Origin of the sequence: Psychrobacter urativorans, from assembly GCF_001298525.1 — a bacterium.
GTDB classification, from domain to species: domain Bacteria; phylum Pseudomonadota; class Gammaproteobacteria; order Pseudomonadales; family Moraxellaceae; genus Psychrobacter; species Psychrobacter urativorans_A.
In genome coordinates this window covers 431,571-448,707 of sequence record NZ_CP012678.1, presented here as the reverse complement: position 1 = coordinate 448,707, position 17,137 = coordinate 431,571, and the positions used below count along the sequence as shown (strand labels likewise).

10 protein-coding genes are annotated in these 17,137 nt (G+C 42.9%); 6 read left to right on the top strand and 4 right to left on the bottom strand.

Annotation, left to right across the window (positions count from 1 at the left end; all coding sequences use genetic code 11):
- The first annotated feature begins 45 nt into the window (after positions 1-45).
- From xdhB to guaD, 3 genes are all read left to right on the top strand, one after another.
- Complete coding sequence (gene xdhB / locus AOC03_RS01890) at positions 46-2,613, top strand: xanthine dehydrogenase molybdopterin binding subunit (protein WP_062533347.1); 2,568 nt, start codon at positions 46-48, stop codon at positions 2,611-2,613.
- Positions 2,606-3,589: a xanthine dehydrogenase accessory protein XdhC gene (gene xdhC, locus AOC03_RS01885; protein ID WP_062533346.1), complete on the top strand. Its 984-nt coding sequence runs from the start codon at positions 2,606-2,608 to the stop codon at positions 3,587-3,589. The genes xdhB and xdhC overlap by 8 nt, the downstream gene beginning before the upstream one ends.
- An 88-nt stretch (positions 3,590-3,677) precedes the next feature.
- Positions 3,678-5,069 carry a guanine deaminase gene (gene guaD / locus AOC03_RS01880; RefSeq protein ID WP_084785740.1) on the top strand — a complete coding sequence of 464 codons (1,392 nt, stop codon included), beginning with the start codon at positions 3,678-3,680 and terminating at the stop codon, positions 5,067-5,069.
- A 268-nt stretch (positions 5,070-5,337) separates the two neighbouring features.
- Here guaD and AOC03_RS01875 read toward each other — a convergent pair whose 3' ends face one another.
- Entirely contained in the window at positions 5,338-5,919 is a 582-nt protein-coding gene (locus AOC03_RS01875) for a hypothetical protein (protein ID WP_062533345.1), read from the bottom strand.
- Positions 5,920-6,251: 332 nt separating this feature from the next.
- Between AOC03_RS01875 and hrpA the strand changes: the two genes are divergently transcribed.
- The gene (hrpA, locus tag AOC03_RS01870) at positions 6,252-10,385 is read left to right on the top strand and encodes an ATP-dependent RNA helicase HrpA (protein WP_062536370.1); all 4,134 of its coding nucleotides are present in this window, start codon (positions 6,252-6,254) and stop codon (positions 10,383-10,385) included.
- Between the two features lie 847 nt (positions 10,386-11,232).
- On the opposite strand, the gene AOC03_RS01865 is transcribed toward hrpA, so the two are convergent.
- Positions 11,233-11,979, bottom strand: coding sequence for a DMT family transporter (locus AOC03_RS01865; RefSeq protein ID WP_335337855.1), 747 nt, complete (start codon positions 11,977-11,979; stop codon positions 11,233-11,235).
- A gap of 379 nt (positions 11,980-12,358) precedes the next feature.
- Between AOC03_RS01865 and AOC03_RS01860 the strand changes: the two genes are divergently transcribed.
- Together AOC03_RS01860 and AOC03_RS01855 are read left to right on the top strand one after the other, a co-directional pair.
- Entirely contained in the window at positions 12,359-14,713 is a 2,355-nt protein-coding gene (locus AOC03_RS01860) for an ATP-binding protein (RefSeq protein ID WP_062533343.1), read from the top strand.
- A 66-nt stretch (positions 14,714-14,779) separates the two neighbouring features.
- On the top strand, positions 14,780-15,715 hold the full coding sequence (locus AOC03_RS01855; RefSeq protein ID WP_062533342.1) for a response regulator: 936 nt from the start codon (positions 14,780-14,782) through the stop codon (positions 15,713-15,715).
- Positions 15,716-15,791: 76 nt separating this feature from the next.
- Here AOC03_RS01855 and AOC03_RS01850 read toward each other — a convergent pair whose 3' ends face one another.
- Positions 15,792-16,322, bottom strand: a complete 531-nt coding sequence (locus tag AOC03_RS01850) for an AAA family ATPase (protein WP_227514263.1) — start codon at positions 16,320-16,322, stop codon at positions 15,792-15,794.
- Positions 16,323-16,329: 7 nt separating this feature from the next.
- Complete coding sequence (gene pnuC, locus AOC03_RS01845) at positions 16,330-17,049, bottom strand: nicotinamide riboside transporter PnuC (protein WP_062533340.1); 720 nt, start codon at positions 17,047-17,049, stop codon at positions 16,330-16,332.
- Between the last annotated feature and the right edge of the window lie 88 nt (positions 17,050-17,137).

The following is a 17,137-nucleotide window of genomic DNA, read 5'->3' as shown; positions in this document are numbered from 1 at the left end:
TTGACTAAAAAAATAATTAAAAAAAGTAACTAAAAGAGACACACTATGAGCCATCATTCTAGCCTATTCGATAGTTACCCTAATCGCCGCGTGCGCCCAGCGAAAAATAAAATCGGCACTTCAGCCAAGCACGACAGTGCGATTAGTCACGTCATGGGCACGGCGACTTATGTGGATGATATTTTAAAGCCGCAAGGTACGTTGCATTTAGCCGTTGGTAAAAGTAGCCATGCGCATGCTCGCGTTTTAAGCATGGATTTATTAGCGGTGAAAGCGGCTGATGGCGTGATTGACGTTATTACTTTTAAAGATTTAACCGCAAAAACCGATATCGGTCCAGTATTCGATGGCGATCCGTTGATGGTCGATAAAATTACAGAATACGTTGGGCAAACGCTGTTCTTAGTGGTGGCAACCAGTCACCGCGCGGCAAAAAAAGCCACGCTCAATGCGGTGGTTGAGTATGAGACATTGCCCGCAATTTTAAATATTGAGGATGCGCTTGAGCAAGAGCATTTTGTGCGTCCAAGTCACTTTATGCAGCGTGGTGATGCTGAGGAGGCATTAAAAAATGCACCGACACGTATTGCTGGGCACATTCATATGCTTGGGCAAGAGCATTTTTATCTTGAAGGTCAGGTAGCGTATGTGACCCCTTGTGATGATGGCGGGCTTGAGGTTTATACCTCATCGCAACATCCGAGCGAAGTACAGCAGCTCGTTGCTGAAGTAACGGACTTGCCGTTTCATGCGGTCAATGCCATCGTGCGCAGAATGGGCGGCGGCTTTGGTGGTAAAGAGACGCAAGCGGCAGCATGGGCGTGCTTTTGTGCCATCGTTGCTAAGCGCCATAATATACCTGTAAGTATGCGCCTTGATCGGCAAGATGATATGGTAGTCACGGGCAAACGCCACGAGTTTGCTAATCGCTATGATGTTGGCGTTGATGAATCTGGAAAAATTGTCGGTGTTGATATGCAGCTGGCAGGATTGTGCGGTTATTCGCCTGATTTGTCCGATGCGATTGTCGATCGCGCCATGTTCCATTGTGATAATGCCTATTATTATCCAGCGGCTAATGTTGCCGGTCACCGCTGCAAAACGCATACGGTATCGAATACCGCCTATCGTGGTTTTGGTGGTCCGCAAGGGGTAATGACTGCTGAATATATGATGGATCATATCGCCTATACTTTAGGACAAGACCCACTACAAGTGCGCTTAAACAACTTGTACCAAAACGGTCAAAGTACCCATTATGGACAGCCAATCGAGCATTTTGATTTAGCGACTTTGATGGCAAATTTAGCAGATGATTGTGATTATCATCAGCGCCGTAAGAAAATTACAGAGAAGAATAAACAGGCACAGAGTGAAGGTAGTGACATCCGCTTTGGATTGGCATTAACTCCGGTAAAATTTGGTATCTCATTTACCGTGCAGACCTTAAATCAAGGTGGTGCGTTGGTTCACATTTATACTGATGGTAGTATTCATATTAATCACGGTGGTACAGAGATGGGGCAAGGGTTATATATTAAAATCGCCCAAATCGTTGCCAATGAATTCGATGTTGATTTGGATACCGTAAAAGTATCGGCAACCCGAACCGATAAAGTGCCCAATACCTCACCGACTGCCGCCTCATCCGGAACGGATATTAATGGTAAAGCGGCACAAAATGCTTGTTTAACCATTAAAGGTCGACTCGTTGAGTTTGCTGCTGAACATTTTGCAGTGGCGCCAGAAGCCATACGTTTTGAGAACAATCATGTTTATATTGGTGACAAGGAAACTTTTACCTTTGCCGAAATGATTCTTCTAGCCTATCAGCACCGTATCAGCCTATCGTCTACCGGATATTATAAAACGCCGAAGATATTTTATGACCGCTCAAAAGCATGGGGTCGTCCGTTCTTTTATTATGCATTAGGCGCGTCGTGCACTGAGGTTGAGATTGATACTTTGACTGGCGAATATAAAGTGTTGCGCTGCGATATTTTGCACGATGTCGGACAGTCGATTAATCCAGCGATTGATATCGGTCAGATTGAGGGCGGCTTCATCCAAGGCATGGGCTGGCTGACCACAGAAGAGCTGATATGGGATAAAAAAGGTAAGTTAGTATCTAATGCTGCGGCTAACTATAAAATACCTACCGCGCACGATTTACCGAAACAGTGGAGCGTTAAACTCTTTGATCGTAAAAATGAAGAGCAGACTATTTATAATTCTAAAGCCGTTGGCGAGCCGCCCTTTATGTTAGCAGCGAGCGTGTGGTGCGCGATTAATAATGCAGTAGCAAGTTTAGGTAATTATCAGAAAAATCCAGAGCTGACCATGCCAGCTACGCCAGAAGCGGTGCTAAAAGCAGTCATGCGAATGGAAGGTACTGCATGGGATATTGATGCTAAAGTAGATATTGATTCTATTGATAGCTTAACTCAAGATGATGCTTGCGGTATTGATGATGATAAAGTCAAACCGCAGCAAGTACGTCATGCCAAAGATATCAAGCCACCTGAAGTTGAAGGTCAGTTAGTTGACGATCAGCCTGAAGCAATAGAGCAGCCGAATGTCGCAACCGCGAGAGGACCGGCGCACAGTGAGTAAGTCATTGTTGCCGTCCACTGGTTTTAACTTCAGTGCGCCTACACGCTGGTATGATGGTTTAGCGCAGTGTCAGCAGCAAGGGGTATCGCACGTATTGGCGACTATCGTTGCTGTAAACGGCTCAGCACCGCGCGCTTTACAAGCAAAAATGATCATCACAAAAGATGGTTACTGCGATACGCTGGGTGGCGGTGGACTTGAGCATGATGTGATGAGTACCGCGCGGCAATTGTTAAATGGTGCGATAGAAGCATCCGTCTCAACACAAGCGCCAGATAAAAAGACAGTTCGCCGCAATGCTATTTATACCAAGCATTATCCACTGGGAGCTAAGCTAGCACAGTGCTGCGGCGGTAGTGTCACTGTTATGTTTGAATGCTTTAATGTGACGCCACCGCTGTCGATATTAGTATTTGGCGCTGGGCATGTTGCAGCAGCACTAATGACCATACTTGCCGAATTGCCTTGCCAAGTGGATTGGGTAGACAGTCGTCCTGAGATGTTCGAACCTTATTTACTCAATAAATCGCATGGAAAAGAAAGTTTACAGCAAGGTTTAAATGGTTTAGATACACCCGCTCTTTATCAACTTCCTGCGCATATTCGTCCGCACATCACCGATGAGCCTGTTGATTTTGTACGACCTTTTATTGAACCGTTTAACGGACAAGGTGGTCAGCGTTTTATTCTGATTATGACTCATGATCATAGCCTTGATTTTGATTTAGTACGTGCGACTATAGATAGTGGTTTAGCAAATGATAACGAAAGAAATTCAATGCCGTATATTGGTTGTATTAGCTCGGCAACCAAAGCCAAACGCTTTAAAGATCGGTTACTTCAGCGTGGCTATAATGAACACATGGTTGATAAGTTAACCATGCCAATTGGTCTGCCAATCGGTGGCAAAGAACCTATGGCAGTTGCTGTTTCCATCGCTGCTCAGATTTTACAACAGTACAATCGTCAGCTATAGCATAGTGGTTGCACAATTAATTTAATTTATATTCTCATAACTCAACATTTAAAAGCTGGGTACTACTAAAGCGCTAAGAGGTATATCCATGACCCTACATATCTACCAAGCCCAATTGCTACATTATCTTACCGAAGATGATGTGGCTAAGCGCTTACCAAAAATGCCAATAGTTGATAAAGGTGTCACGCTTATGCCTGTGGTTGCTGGCGTGAATGTGTATCCTGAATATATCGCTAATGGTGCACTTGTTGTCGATGATGTGACGGGTTTAATTGTTGATTATGGTAGTAGTGAGACTATATTAACTGAATATGCTCATGCTAAAGAGGGTCATAATCCCGTTCAGATTCATGACTATAAAAATAAGCTTATTATGCCCGGCTTTATTGACACCCATGTGCACTATCCGCAGATAGATATGATGGCTGCTTTCGGTGAACAGTTGCTTGACTGGCTCAATAATTATACTTTTGTGACTGAAGCAAATTTTTCTGATCCACAGATTGCGCAGGACACAGCCAAGTTCTTTTTAAATCAGCTGCTTGCTAATGGAACAACGAGCGCTTTAGTATTTTCTACCAGCCATCCTCAATCTGTGGAAGCCTTTTTTACCGAAAGTCAGCGACTTAATACCCGTATGATTACGGGTAATGTATTGATGGATCAAAACGCGCCTGCCAATTTGTGTGCGCCAACTGAGCAAGGCATTCGTGATACGCAAGATGTTATCGATAAATGGCATGAGCGCGGGCGTCAGCATGTGGCGATTACCCCGCGCTTTGCCATCACTTCAACGCCCAAACAATTGCAAATGGCGGGCGAGTTATACGCCAGTTATGACAACGTCTATCTGCAAACCCATCTGGCGGAAAATCACGATGAAATCGCCTTTGTACGCAGTCTATATCCCAATCATAAAGGCTATTTAGACGTTTATGACGACATGGGTTTGCTGGGTCGCCGTACGACGTTGGCGCATGGTATTCATCTCAAGACTGCCGAGTATGAAAGGCTGCGCGAGACAGGCACACAAATCGCCCATTGCCCGACCTCAAATTTATTTTTAGGTAGTGGATTGTTTGATTTACCTAAAACGTTAAGCTACACGGGCGTGAGTATCGCTACTGATGTTGGTGCTGGCACGAGCTTATCGATGCTCACTACCTTGTCAGAAGCGTACAAGGTACAGCAATTACAAAGTAATCCCTTATCCGCGCATCAAGGCTTATATCAAATTACGCTTGGCAATGCCCAATCGCTGGTATTAGACGATAAAATTGGTAACTTTATGCCTAATAAAGAAGCGGATTTTGTGGTCATTGATATGGCAGCAACGCCACTACTAGAACGCCGAATGGCACAAACCAAAACGCTTGATGAGAAGCTGTTTGTGTTAATGATGCTTGGTGACGATAGGGTGATTGAGCAGACGATTGTTGCAGGCGTGAATCGTTATAATCGGTTGAGTGCTGCTTAACCTACTAATGGCATAAGTGTTTTTTGTATAATTATCGCCAAATCCTAAGCGTCGCTTGCATTTATTAAGCGGTGGCTTGGGATTTTTTATTTTGACTTTATGAATGCTTTATTTTAATCACAAGGGTTAAATCAAAGTATTTAAAAAATAGTAACTGAAATAACAGTAACTTGAATCATAGCCCAATAAACCCCATAATCTAACTACTTTTAAACAATAAATAGCCTAAGCAAATACTGCTATTTCTATCCATTATGGAACAAAGTATTTAAAATCGATTATAGATTGGAATCATTTTTTCAAATTTCTGCGTACGGCCTTCCCCTATAACTTTATTAGATTGAGTATCAATAATTTGAACTTGACAACTGGTATCTTCGGCTTCTATTTTTTCACCCATAAAATTAGTTTTACTTCTAAATTTTTCAGTTGTTGTATTGCCCTTTAATACGTAATTTCCATTTGGTATTAGGGTTGCATTTACAGCAACAACGCATAACAATGGCCAGTCTCCTAGTCCTTTTACTACTTTATGTTCATAAGTAAACGCTAAAGGTTTATTAGCCTCAATTATATTAATCGGTCTGAAACTACCTAGGTCTTTAAGTTCCATGTTTATAGTATCTGGCGTACCCACACGACTGTGTTTGAGTTGGATATCTATACGCTCAATAAAGCCTCGATCTATGAAGCGATTAGGGCTATAAAAACTTGAAGTGTCAATATCGTAACTCATTTTTGCAGTCTGAGCATTAGCGGAGGGTTGATAGGATTGACTACTTAGGCAACCCGTCAGCGAAATTGCTAATATTGGTAAAATAGTGATTTTTGTACATGACCAAATTGACATAGATTTTCCTTAATCTAAAGTTGTATTGTAAATTGAGCCTCTTAGGTTGTAGGTGATTCTAACGATTTTTATCGAAATTACTAGAATTAAATTTATAGTATGCATTTAGGTAAAAATATTAATTATCGCCAATGTAATTCTTATCAACATATTCCTAGCTTGAATCATGCGTCAATTAACCCCATAATCTACCTAACCTTAAATAATAAATAGCCTAAGTAAATATGCCTGATACTTCAAAAAGCAAGCAAGAAAACAGCCAACATACACAAGCTGAAAATCTGCATCTGAATACGAATAACAAGCCAGAAGGAAACACAGAAACTCAAGATATGGTTTCTGCTGATTTACCGGTACTTGCAAAAGATGAGTATTATCTCAGCCGTCTTGAACGCGAACTTAAACGTGCCGGTTCTGCTAAACAAGCTGATGAAAATGTAGCTAAAAAACGTGCTAATTTTGAAAAGTTAAAAACACGTTCGCAGCAAGCGGTACAAGCGCGTATCGATAGTATTCCGGCGAATTTGCCAGCAAAGTTAAATCTTGACTTGCCAGTTAGCCAACGTGCCGATGATTTGATTCAAGCGATTATCGATAATCAAGTGATTATCGTTGCAGGTGAGACGGGTTCAGGTAAAACCACGCAGTTACCTAAATTAGCCATGCTGGCAGGTCGCGGGATACGTGGGCAGATAGGGCATACGCAGCCACGACGATTGGCGGCACGCAGCGTGGCAAACCGAATTGCAGAAGAATTGGGTGAGCAGTTAGGCAATACTGTCAGCTTTAAAATTCGCTTTAATGAGCAAGGGACTGCGCAATCTGTAGTCAAGCTGATGACTGATGGTATCTTATTGGCTGAGCTTGGTCATGATCGATTTTTGAGTAAATACGATACGATTATTATTGATGAAGCGCATGAGCGTAGCCTTAATATTGACTTTATTATGGGTTATCTTAAGAAGCTACTGCCCAAGCGTCCTGATTTAAAAGTCATTATTACTTCAGCAACACTGGATACTAAACGCTTTAGTGAATACTTTAGTCATTACGATGCCAAACTTAAACGGAAAATACCAGCGCCCATTTTTAATGTTGAAGGTCGCAGCTTTCCGGTTGAAGTACGTTACCGTCCACTGACTGATGAGCCAGTAACCAGCTCAGATGATGATAGCTATGATGACTTTGAGGAAAATCTACCGCGTGCAGTGGTCGCTGCTGTAGAGGAATGCTTTAGCGATGCGCAAAACAAAGGTCATGCTGATCAAGCCGATATCTTGATATTTGCCGCCACCGAAGCTGAGATTCGTGAGCTACAAGAAGTCCTTGAGCGGCACGGACCCAAGCATACTGAAGTGCTACCATTATTTGCGCGGCAAACTTACGAAGAGCAGCAGCGCATTTTTCAGCCGTCTGGTCGCGGTCGCCGTATTGTTATCGCGACTAACGTTGCTGAGACTGCATTGACCGTACCTGGCATTCGTTATGTCATTGATTTAGGATTTGCGCGTATTTCACGCTATTCCTATCGCTCACGCGTCCAGCGTTTACCGATTGAAGCCATTGCTCAAGCTGCCGCCAACCAGCGTAAAGGTCGCTGTGGTCGGGTTGCACCCGGCGTTTGTATTCGTCTGTATAGTGAAGAGGACTTTATTGGTCGTCCAGAGTTTACCGAACCTGAGATTCTGCGTACTAACTTGGCGTCCGTTATTTTGCAAATGGCGAATCTGCGCTTAGGTAGTGTCGATGATTTTGAATTTATCGAGCCACCTGACAGTCGCTTGGTTGCGGATGGGCATAAGCTGCTCAATGAGCTGGGTGCGATTACCGAAAAATATGACAAAGACGTCAGTAGCAACGGTACTACAAACAGCAAGTCAAAACGCCAAGGTTTAGATCATTTAAAACTGACCCGTATCGGGCAGCAAATGGCACGTATGCCCATCGATCCAAGGCTGGCACGTATGCTGGTTGCAGGTAGTGATTTTGACTGTATTCGTGAAATGCTGATTGTCGTTGCCGCGCTTGCCGTGCAAGATCCACGTGAACGTCCGGCAAATAAGCGCACGCAAGCGGATCAAAAACATGCCGAATTTCGTCAAGACGATTCCGATTTCTTATTTTATTTAAGTTTATGGAAAGCGCTGTTTGAGAAAGACGATGACGGCAATAAGCTGTCGGGAAATCAGCGCAAACAGTTTACCAAAAAGAATTACCTGAGCTTTCCGCGTGTGCGTGAATGGCATCAAACCCATAAGCAATTGGTGCAAATGGTCACTGAGCTTAAGCTGACTAATGAGATAACTAATGGTAAGTCTGATGCTAAAAACAGTGCTAAAAATGATGATTTAGCCAATAGTGATCCAACGGGCGTTAATGATGAAGCGCTAAAAGCGGTTAAATATGCCAATTTGCACCGCGCATTGTTAACTGGACTGTTATCTATTATTGCGCATAAAACCGAAAATCGCGGTGAATATTTAGCAGCGCGTCAGCAAAAAACTAAAATCTTCCCAGCAAGTACGGTATTTAAGCAAATACCACCGTGGGTCATGGCGTTTGAGATGGTGGAGACCTCCCAAGTCTTTATGCGTACCGTTGCCAAAATTGAGCCGGAATGGATTATCTCAGCTGCTGGTAACTTATTAAAATATCATTACTTTGAGCCGCACTGGTCGAAAAAAACCGGTCGCGTCAAAGCCTACGCACAGATTAGCTTATTTGGGCTGATTATTATTGGCAAGCAGCTGACCAACTATGAACAAGTGAATTTGGTCGAATCGCGGGAAATATTTATTCGTGATGGTTTGGTTACAGGTAACTTGGGTCGCGCGGCACCATTTTTACAGCATAATCTGGATAAAATTGCCGATATTGAGCGTATTGAAGACAAATTGCGCCGTCGTGATTTGTTGGTCGATGAAGAGTCGCTATATCAGTTTTACGATAAAAAAATCCCTGAGCATATTGCCAGTCGCAAAGCCTTTGAAGATTGGCGTGCCGAGGTAGAAAAAACAGACACTAGGCATTTATTCTTCACTGATGACGATGTTTTAAATAGCCAAGCGCCAACCACAGGCGACTTCCCCGAAGTTTGGAAGTTAGGCGATTTGAAATTGCCGCTACGTTATATCTTCGATCCGGCCAGTGATGATGATGGCGTGACTATTCGGGTGCCATTGGTGGCATTACCGCAGTTGGATGCGATTGAGTTACTATGGGGAGTGCCCGGCTGGCGCTTTGAGCTGGTATTGCAGCTGCTCAAATCGTTACCAAAAGAGATTCGCCGCCAAATCGTACCGATTCCTGATACTGCTGACAGCTTATTTGATGAGCTACAACCAGCGCAATCGCAAGGATTGCTTAAACAATTATGCCAAGCGCTACATCGTCGAGGGATTATGTCGGTGACGCCCGATAGCTTTAATCCTTCTACCATTGATCGTTATCTACAACCGCAAATCTGCGTGGTTGATGATAAAAACCGCATTATTGAAAAAGGTCGCGACCTGCAAACCTTGCAAATTCGCCATGCCAGTGAAACTCGCCAAGCAGTGAATGAGCAGCAGGGCGCGCATACTAATTTTCCTGAACATTTTAAATTTAGTAAAAATCATCATAGCGCCGGTGTGGTGATGAAGCAGTTTGCCGCTTTGGTGACGGACAAATCTGGTGAAGCAGTATCCATTCATCAATATACGGATGTCAATGCAGCGCTGCAAGCACACCGAATTGGTGTGTTAACGCTGATTAAAAAGCAGCTAGGTGCTAAGAAGAAACATCTCACCAGTCAAGTTGACGCTGTCTTTAAGCTAGCATTTGCGCCACTTGGCGATATGGAAAAACTCAAAACCATCATTATTGATGCCGCACTCGATGCCACACTTGAAGAGCATTATGTGCTGTTTGATCACAGTGCGGACTTGCCGGAAAATGCCGATAATATCGCAGTGGGATTGGCTGAAGAGCTACCATTTACGGCAGAAGAGTATCAAAAGACGGCTGAAATGGTGCTGCAACAGTTCTTATTAACTGGACAAGCGGTCATTAAGACCCTTAAAACTGTCTATACGCGCTGGCAACGTATTCGCCAAGGGCTGTTAATGATGGATCGTGAAATCTTTGGTGAATCCATTGACGATATCGAAGACCAGCTGGAAGACTTGCATCTTGCCGACTTTGTTTATCGGATGGATTATAGCCATTGGCAGCAATATCCGCGTTATTTAGAAGCGCTTGAGATTCGCCTTGAGCGCCTTGAGCACAATATTGAGGCGGATTTGGATGGCGTCTATGCGCTTGATTTACATATGGAGCGCTTGTCAGGTCGTGCGGATAGCGAGTCTATCAGCGAATACCGCTGGTTGGTAGAAGAATACCGCATTCAGCTGTTCGCCCAACCAATGAAAACGCGAATGGCAGTGTCGCCGAAACGTCTGAGTAAAATGTGGGATAAGGTGAGTTAGGATTAAGGTGTAAAACTGTTTCATTAAGGTGTAATCACGGTCTTTTAACTTACCGACCCTAAAAAATGAAGCATAGGAATAAAATGCAGATGCTGATACCTAGATAGCATCTGCATTTTATTAAAAAGTAGTCTATGTAAGAAATATTTAGAGTACAGAATGCTTTCAAAGTGTAGGATGTCTATCCTCATTTTTTAGCAACTGCATCGCTTCATCATAACAGCTCATATCAAACCCTTCTTTAATTGATAGCTGTGTCGTTGATGGGTTTGCACTAGAAAAATGATTCTTTCTATGTTCAAAATTATGTTCGATATGATTGAAGTGTCGGCCACATCGAACACATTTATAGACACATCCTTTTTTCGCAGTGGGAATTGCCAATCCTCCACAACGACATCTACTTGAGCAGTGTCGTAGAATTTTAAACGTGGTTAAAACGGATGTTGTAGGTTTATACTCAGATTCCTTGCTTTTTCCACTGAGTTTCGAATGAATAACTGTTATAAAACTCATAAAACCTCCTGTCGCAGAAAATTTATTTTGAGTACACTATATTCATAATATTAAATATATTATAAGGTATAATATAAAGTACTAAAGCTTTTAACAATAGCTAACTAGTAATATCAGATAATTGGTATTTATAAACGATAATTGGTAGTCTCTGTATTCAACATAGTAATTCGTAGATAACGTAAAAGGTTATATCACTGGTAATAGAGGTTAACTGTAATAAAGAAGAGTTGAATGAGTTTGGCGGCGCTAAAGTTAATAGTCATTGCCGCGATATATAAGATAGTCATAATGTTATAGCGATGGTGGTGTACTTCTTTAAAAAACGTGACTAGACCTTTAGGTTAATTTGATTTTTATTTAATAAAAATACCAATACTGCACCCAAAATTACTGCACTTGCCACCATGAATCGCACCGTTAACGGCTCAGATAAAAAAATCATCCCAGCAAGCGCTGCAAGAATAGGCACGCATAACTGCACCACTGCTGCATTGGTACTTTTTAACTGCAGCATTGCCATATACCAAATACTATAGCCCATAGCAGAGGCTATCGCGCCCGAAGCGCAAGCCAATAATACCCCATCGACGCTGATATTCTTGAGTTCGCTAAACCCTAATAATAGCAATATCGGCACTGCGGCTAGGCTTCTGAGAAAGTTAAAACCTGTAGCGTGCAGCGGCGATAAACAGGCTTTACCACGTATACTATATATTCCCCATGCCACACCGCTGATGAACATAAGCATTGCACCCCATGAGGAAGGCATAGTTGCTGACGGTAACGTTAAATAAATAAAGCCAATGCCTGCGACGATAAAAGCCAACCATTGTAAGTTACTTAATCGCTCCTTGTTATAAATACCCCAGACAATCATCGTGAGCTGTACCGCTGAAAATAAAATAAGCGCGCCCGTACCAGTATCTAGTTCGACATACGCTAACGAAAAACAAAGCGCATAAATAAATAGACAGAGACTGCTTAGCCAACTGCCTTTATCTTGTAAATGGCGGCTATCCATAGTTTGATGACAAGTGGTGTTACGATGTTTTAGAAAATAACGTCGAATAATCATAATAATGGCAAGACAAAACGCAGCGCTTGAAAGACGGATTATTGTAAAATTCCAAGGATCGATATACTTTTCTGTCAAAGCGATCCTGCAAAAAAGCGAGTTTGCAGCAAAGGTAATTAACGCAATCATCGTATACAAGATAGCTTTCAAACAGTAATCCTTAATAAAATCATGACGGCTGCGTCCAGATTACAGCGATTTTTATAATGCTTTAATAATATGAATCATATAAATGACATGACGGTGCTATGAGGCATCAGGTATTTTGATTTATTTCGTATCATCAGGGTTTTATCATCATTTTGTCACAATTACACCATATTCTTAAGCCCAATATTAACGATTGCTAACGTAGCGTATGGGTTTAGGGTATTTTTTTATGAGTATAGCCAAGCAGTTTGGCAGTATTACCACGCGCATGCTGATTATTTTAGCGTTGGCTTTTTTACTCATTATTATGATGGTGTCTTGGGTCATTGAAACCCAAGGTAAGCCGCGTATTTCAGCGATGACGTCAGAGATAGTGGTTGAAACGGGTAATGAGATGATTAATAGCATCACCGCGAGTATCAACCATGTGGATGGATTGGCGAAAGCCACCAGTGCCATTAGTGGTGGGCTGCCAAAAGATAATGCCCTATACGAGCAAACGATTGGCAACCTAATGCGCCAAACTGATGCCAGAATCGTCGGCGGTGGCGTATGGCTTGATCCTAATAGATATGCCGAGGGACAGGAACGTCAGTCCTTTGTCTGGTCGCGCGACCAATCTGGGGTCATGCAGCGGGTAGAGCGTTATGACAATGAATCCCAAACTCCTAATCCCTACTACCGCGACTGGTGGTATATTCCAGCGATGTACGCCCGCCATGATCACTGTGTTTGGAGCCGTGCTTATGTCGATCCTGTCAGTAACTATCCGATGATGACCTGTGTCAAGGCGCTCTATGACAGTCGTAATCAAGCGTTCGATGGCGTGGTGTCATTCAATCTATTGTTAGATAACCTCGACGAGGCGATTAACAAATGGCAGGAGCGCGTAGGGGGTTATATATTCTTAGTGGATTTAGACAATCGGTTTTTGACTTTTCCGGATAAATCTATCGTCACACAGGTGACCGCTGATAACCCTCAAGGTGAGATGATGACAGCCAGTCAGCTTGCTACCACCAATCCTGCCTTTGTTCCTATTGCTGCTAGCTTAGATGCCGTCAACCGTGAGCTGATTAATGAAGCCATTGCTAAAGATGAAGGTCGTTATACGCTCGCGGCGCGTAGTGTTTTAAGCACAACCAATATGAATAAAATCAGTGAGCAAGAGTCCCAATTACTCTCAGCCCTGCTCCTACTCAATGTTGACCAAGGCTTTAATCTGGTAGACAGCCACTTGGTAGATACCGTTACTGTACCTAATGATTTTGTACTTCAGCAGCCCGCCACCGCCTTTATCTTTCGTATGCCGTTCACCTATTGGAAAATGGTCATTGTCAAGCCTAATAGCGATATGATGAGCGTAGCAAATGCACTCTCTAGTCAGCTGATTCGCACCATGCTACTAGGATTTCTGCCTATTCTGCTGCTGACCGCATGGGTCTTTCGCCGTTACTTTACGCGACCGTTGAAACATATGGCAGATGCGGTAGCGGTCATGGGGACATTAATTGAGCAAAAGCAATATCAAAAACTCAGTGCTCATAAATTACCAATCTCGAATGTCACTGAAATTCAAGTAATTAGCGATAAAACCAACCAGCTCATTGACCGCGTGGTCGAAAACGAAGGTGCGCTTGCCGAAATTAACGTCCATCTCGAAAAACAAGTCGCTGCTCGTACGCAAGATTTGCAGCAAGCCATGGATGAATTAAAAGCCTCACAAGTACAACTGGTACGCTCAGAAAAAATGGCAACGTTAGGACAGATGGTCGCAGGCGTTGCGCACGAGGTCAATACACCATTGGGTTATGTGCGTAGTAACCTTGAACTGGTAGGCGATAATCTCATGCGCTTTGACGAGCTGATACATCATACTGAGCAGTTATTGTGTGCCTTAAATGATCCGCAATCCGACAAACAACAAGTCGATAACTGCATTGCCATGACCTTGCAATGCTGTGATGACATTAGAGAAGATGAAGTCAGTGATGACCTTGCGCATTTGGTCAAAGATGGGCTGTATGGTGTCGACCAGATCGCCGAATTGGTGGTCAGCTTACGTGATTTTTCGCGTATTGATGAGGCTAAAATTAAAGACATTGATATTAATGCCTGTATCAATAACTCGCTGGTCATGGCGCGTAATAACTTAAAAACGCTCACAGTCGTGACGAATTTGGCAGAGCTGCCTTTGGTTCAGTGTAATCCCTCCCAAATCAATCAAGTGCTGCTCAATTTATTTAATAATGCCGCCCAAGCCATTCCTGCTGATAAAAAAGGCGAGCTGCGTATCGTCTCATACCTAATGGACAACACCGTAGTCGTGAGTGTCGCTGATAATGGCAACGGTATTAAAGAAGATAGCTTAAACCGTATCTTTGAGCCATTTTTCACCACTAAAAAAGCGGGCGAAGGCACAGGCTTAGGACTGGCAATTGCTACCCAAATTATCGAACAGCATGGCGGCAGTATCAAGGTGACCTCGAACATCGGGCAGGGTACAACCTTTACCCTCCGTTTACCAATTCAGCAAGCTGCTCATCATGACCAGCAAGCACCAAAAATCTTATTTGCAAGCTAAGATGCCCTTGATGACTTATGTAAAGCTTGATGACTTATCCTTGATGACTTATCTAAAGAGAGTGCCATGCAAAAACCAAGAATAGCTTTTATTGACGATGAACCGCGCATTTTACGCAGTCTCAAAATGCACTTTCGGCAGTCGCATGAGGTGTTCACCACCACTGATGCCACCGAGCTGATGACGTATATCAACACTCACGAGGTACAAGTAGTCATCAGCGACCAACGTATGCCTGATAAGCAAGGAACAGAAGTGCTGCGTGAGGTCAGAGATGCCTCACCGAACACCATTCGCATATTATTAACAGGCTATGCTGATTTAAATGCCGTGATTGATTCAGTCAATGAGGGCGAAATATACCGCTACATTACCAAGCCTTGGCAAAATGATGAGCTTAAAAAAATCGTCAATAAAGCCACTGAAATTGCCCAGCAAACCCACGGTATCGACCCACACCAAACACTTGAATTTAGCAGCAATAATCATAGTAAACATAACAGTAATAAGCGTCATATCTTAGTGCTTGATGACGATAAAAATGTCTATTTACAGATAAAAAATAATTTTAGTCCAGCATATACGGTGAGTTGGGCGAATAGCCTTGAGCAAGCAGCTGAGCTACTACAACGCAACAAGTTCGGTGTGACGATTGCGGACGTGACCCTGAATCAAGAGAACATTACACCGATCATCTATGCATTAAAAAATATCCAGCCTGATCTTATAGTCTTAATGCTCACAGAGTTTAAAGATGCACATATGGTGATTGATTTGATTAATAAAGGTCAGATATTTCGCTGTCTACCGCGCCCAACCAATTTGGCAATGATGGGTATCAGCCTTAATCGCGCCTATGATTATCATGAAAAAATGGTGCAGCAACCCGTTCTTGCTATCCGCCACCATGTGGAAGAAGTGCCGCTTCTCGAATCCTTTAGCTTTTCTGATAAGCTTAAAGGCTTTTTCTTGAACTTTAAGAGTTGGCGTAAAGATAAATAGCCAAATTAACTAAACAAGTAAATAAGACAAATTAGAAGCATCTTTATAAGGTGTCTTTACAATACAGCTTACAGCGCTAGCTATGAAACGCCTCAAGCCACTGCACGACCTGCTGAACGCGCTCCTCTCTATCACCGCCAATCCGCAGAAACGATTTGTGATGTCGAGTCAGTTCGGCGGCAAAACGTGCGCTTATGTCTTCACGTTCGTGCGGACTGTCGCGCAAATCGTCAGCGACCCATGGAATATCGACTTCGGTTAGCAATACCAAATCATAATGATGAGCGAGCGCTGCATTAGTTAAAGCATCGGGGCAGTTGCCATAATACCAATCGGCATAAACCATCAATTCAAACAAACTGGTATCACAAATTAAATAACCACTTGTCTGCTGTGCTTGTAAGGCTAGCTTATTTTCTAGCGCTGTTTGACCTTCTGCTATCGGTAGCAAATCCTCCCAAGTACAGGTTTTTTGCTCATTATCCCATTTTTCTTGTAAATAAGTACGCATATATTCTGGCACCCAAGGGCACCCAAAATGCGCGGCTAAATCGCGACATAAGGTAGTTTTGCCCGTGCTTTCTGCGCCCAAGATTGCCACAGTCATGACAGATTTAGGCGTATGCTGCGTTAAATTGAACGCGGTAACGTCGTTGCCATTCATAGTATGCCCAGATTGCAATGAAGGTAAACACCACGTACTGTAGTGCAGTGAAAGTTAAACCTTTATGAAAATACAGCGGTACTGAGATGGCATCAGCCACGATCCATAAGAGCCAATGTTCGATTTTACGGCTTGCCATTAGCCACATTGCCATTAAAAATAGCGCGGTAGTCAGCATATCGGTGTAATCGACCCACGTGAATAAATGCAAACCGAGCACCGCGCCATCAAAGCTAAAGTTGTTATTAATAACCGGACGGAAATAATAAATCAGTGCCACAAAGGCAGTCGTCACGGTGGCTAATACAGACAGAATGGGTATATCTCTTGATTGAATATGCTCAATAGACAAGTTGTCTGACGGCTGTCTGTCTGGATTTTCATTAACCTCATCAGTACTCACTTTATTCTTTGACCAATTGACCCAACCATATAGACTCATGGCAGTATAATAGGCATTGATGAACATATCGCCAAACAGTTGCCATTCCCATAGCAAATAAACAAAAATAGCAGTACTAATAATGCCAATAGGAAAGACTAAAATATTGGTTTTGCTAGCAAGTAACACGCTTGCCACCCCAAATATCACAGCGACTAATTCAAGACCAATAAATAGTGTAGGATAGTCAGCATACTGGCTAAATAGCCAGTTCAAAATCTCTCCCATTATGGTTCCTAGTTATTATTGTGTGGTTGAATGTCGTAATTTTAATAAACGCTTAAGCTAATAAACGCTCATGCTATATAACGTTAAT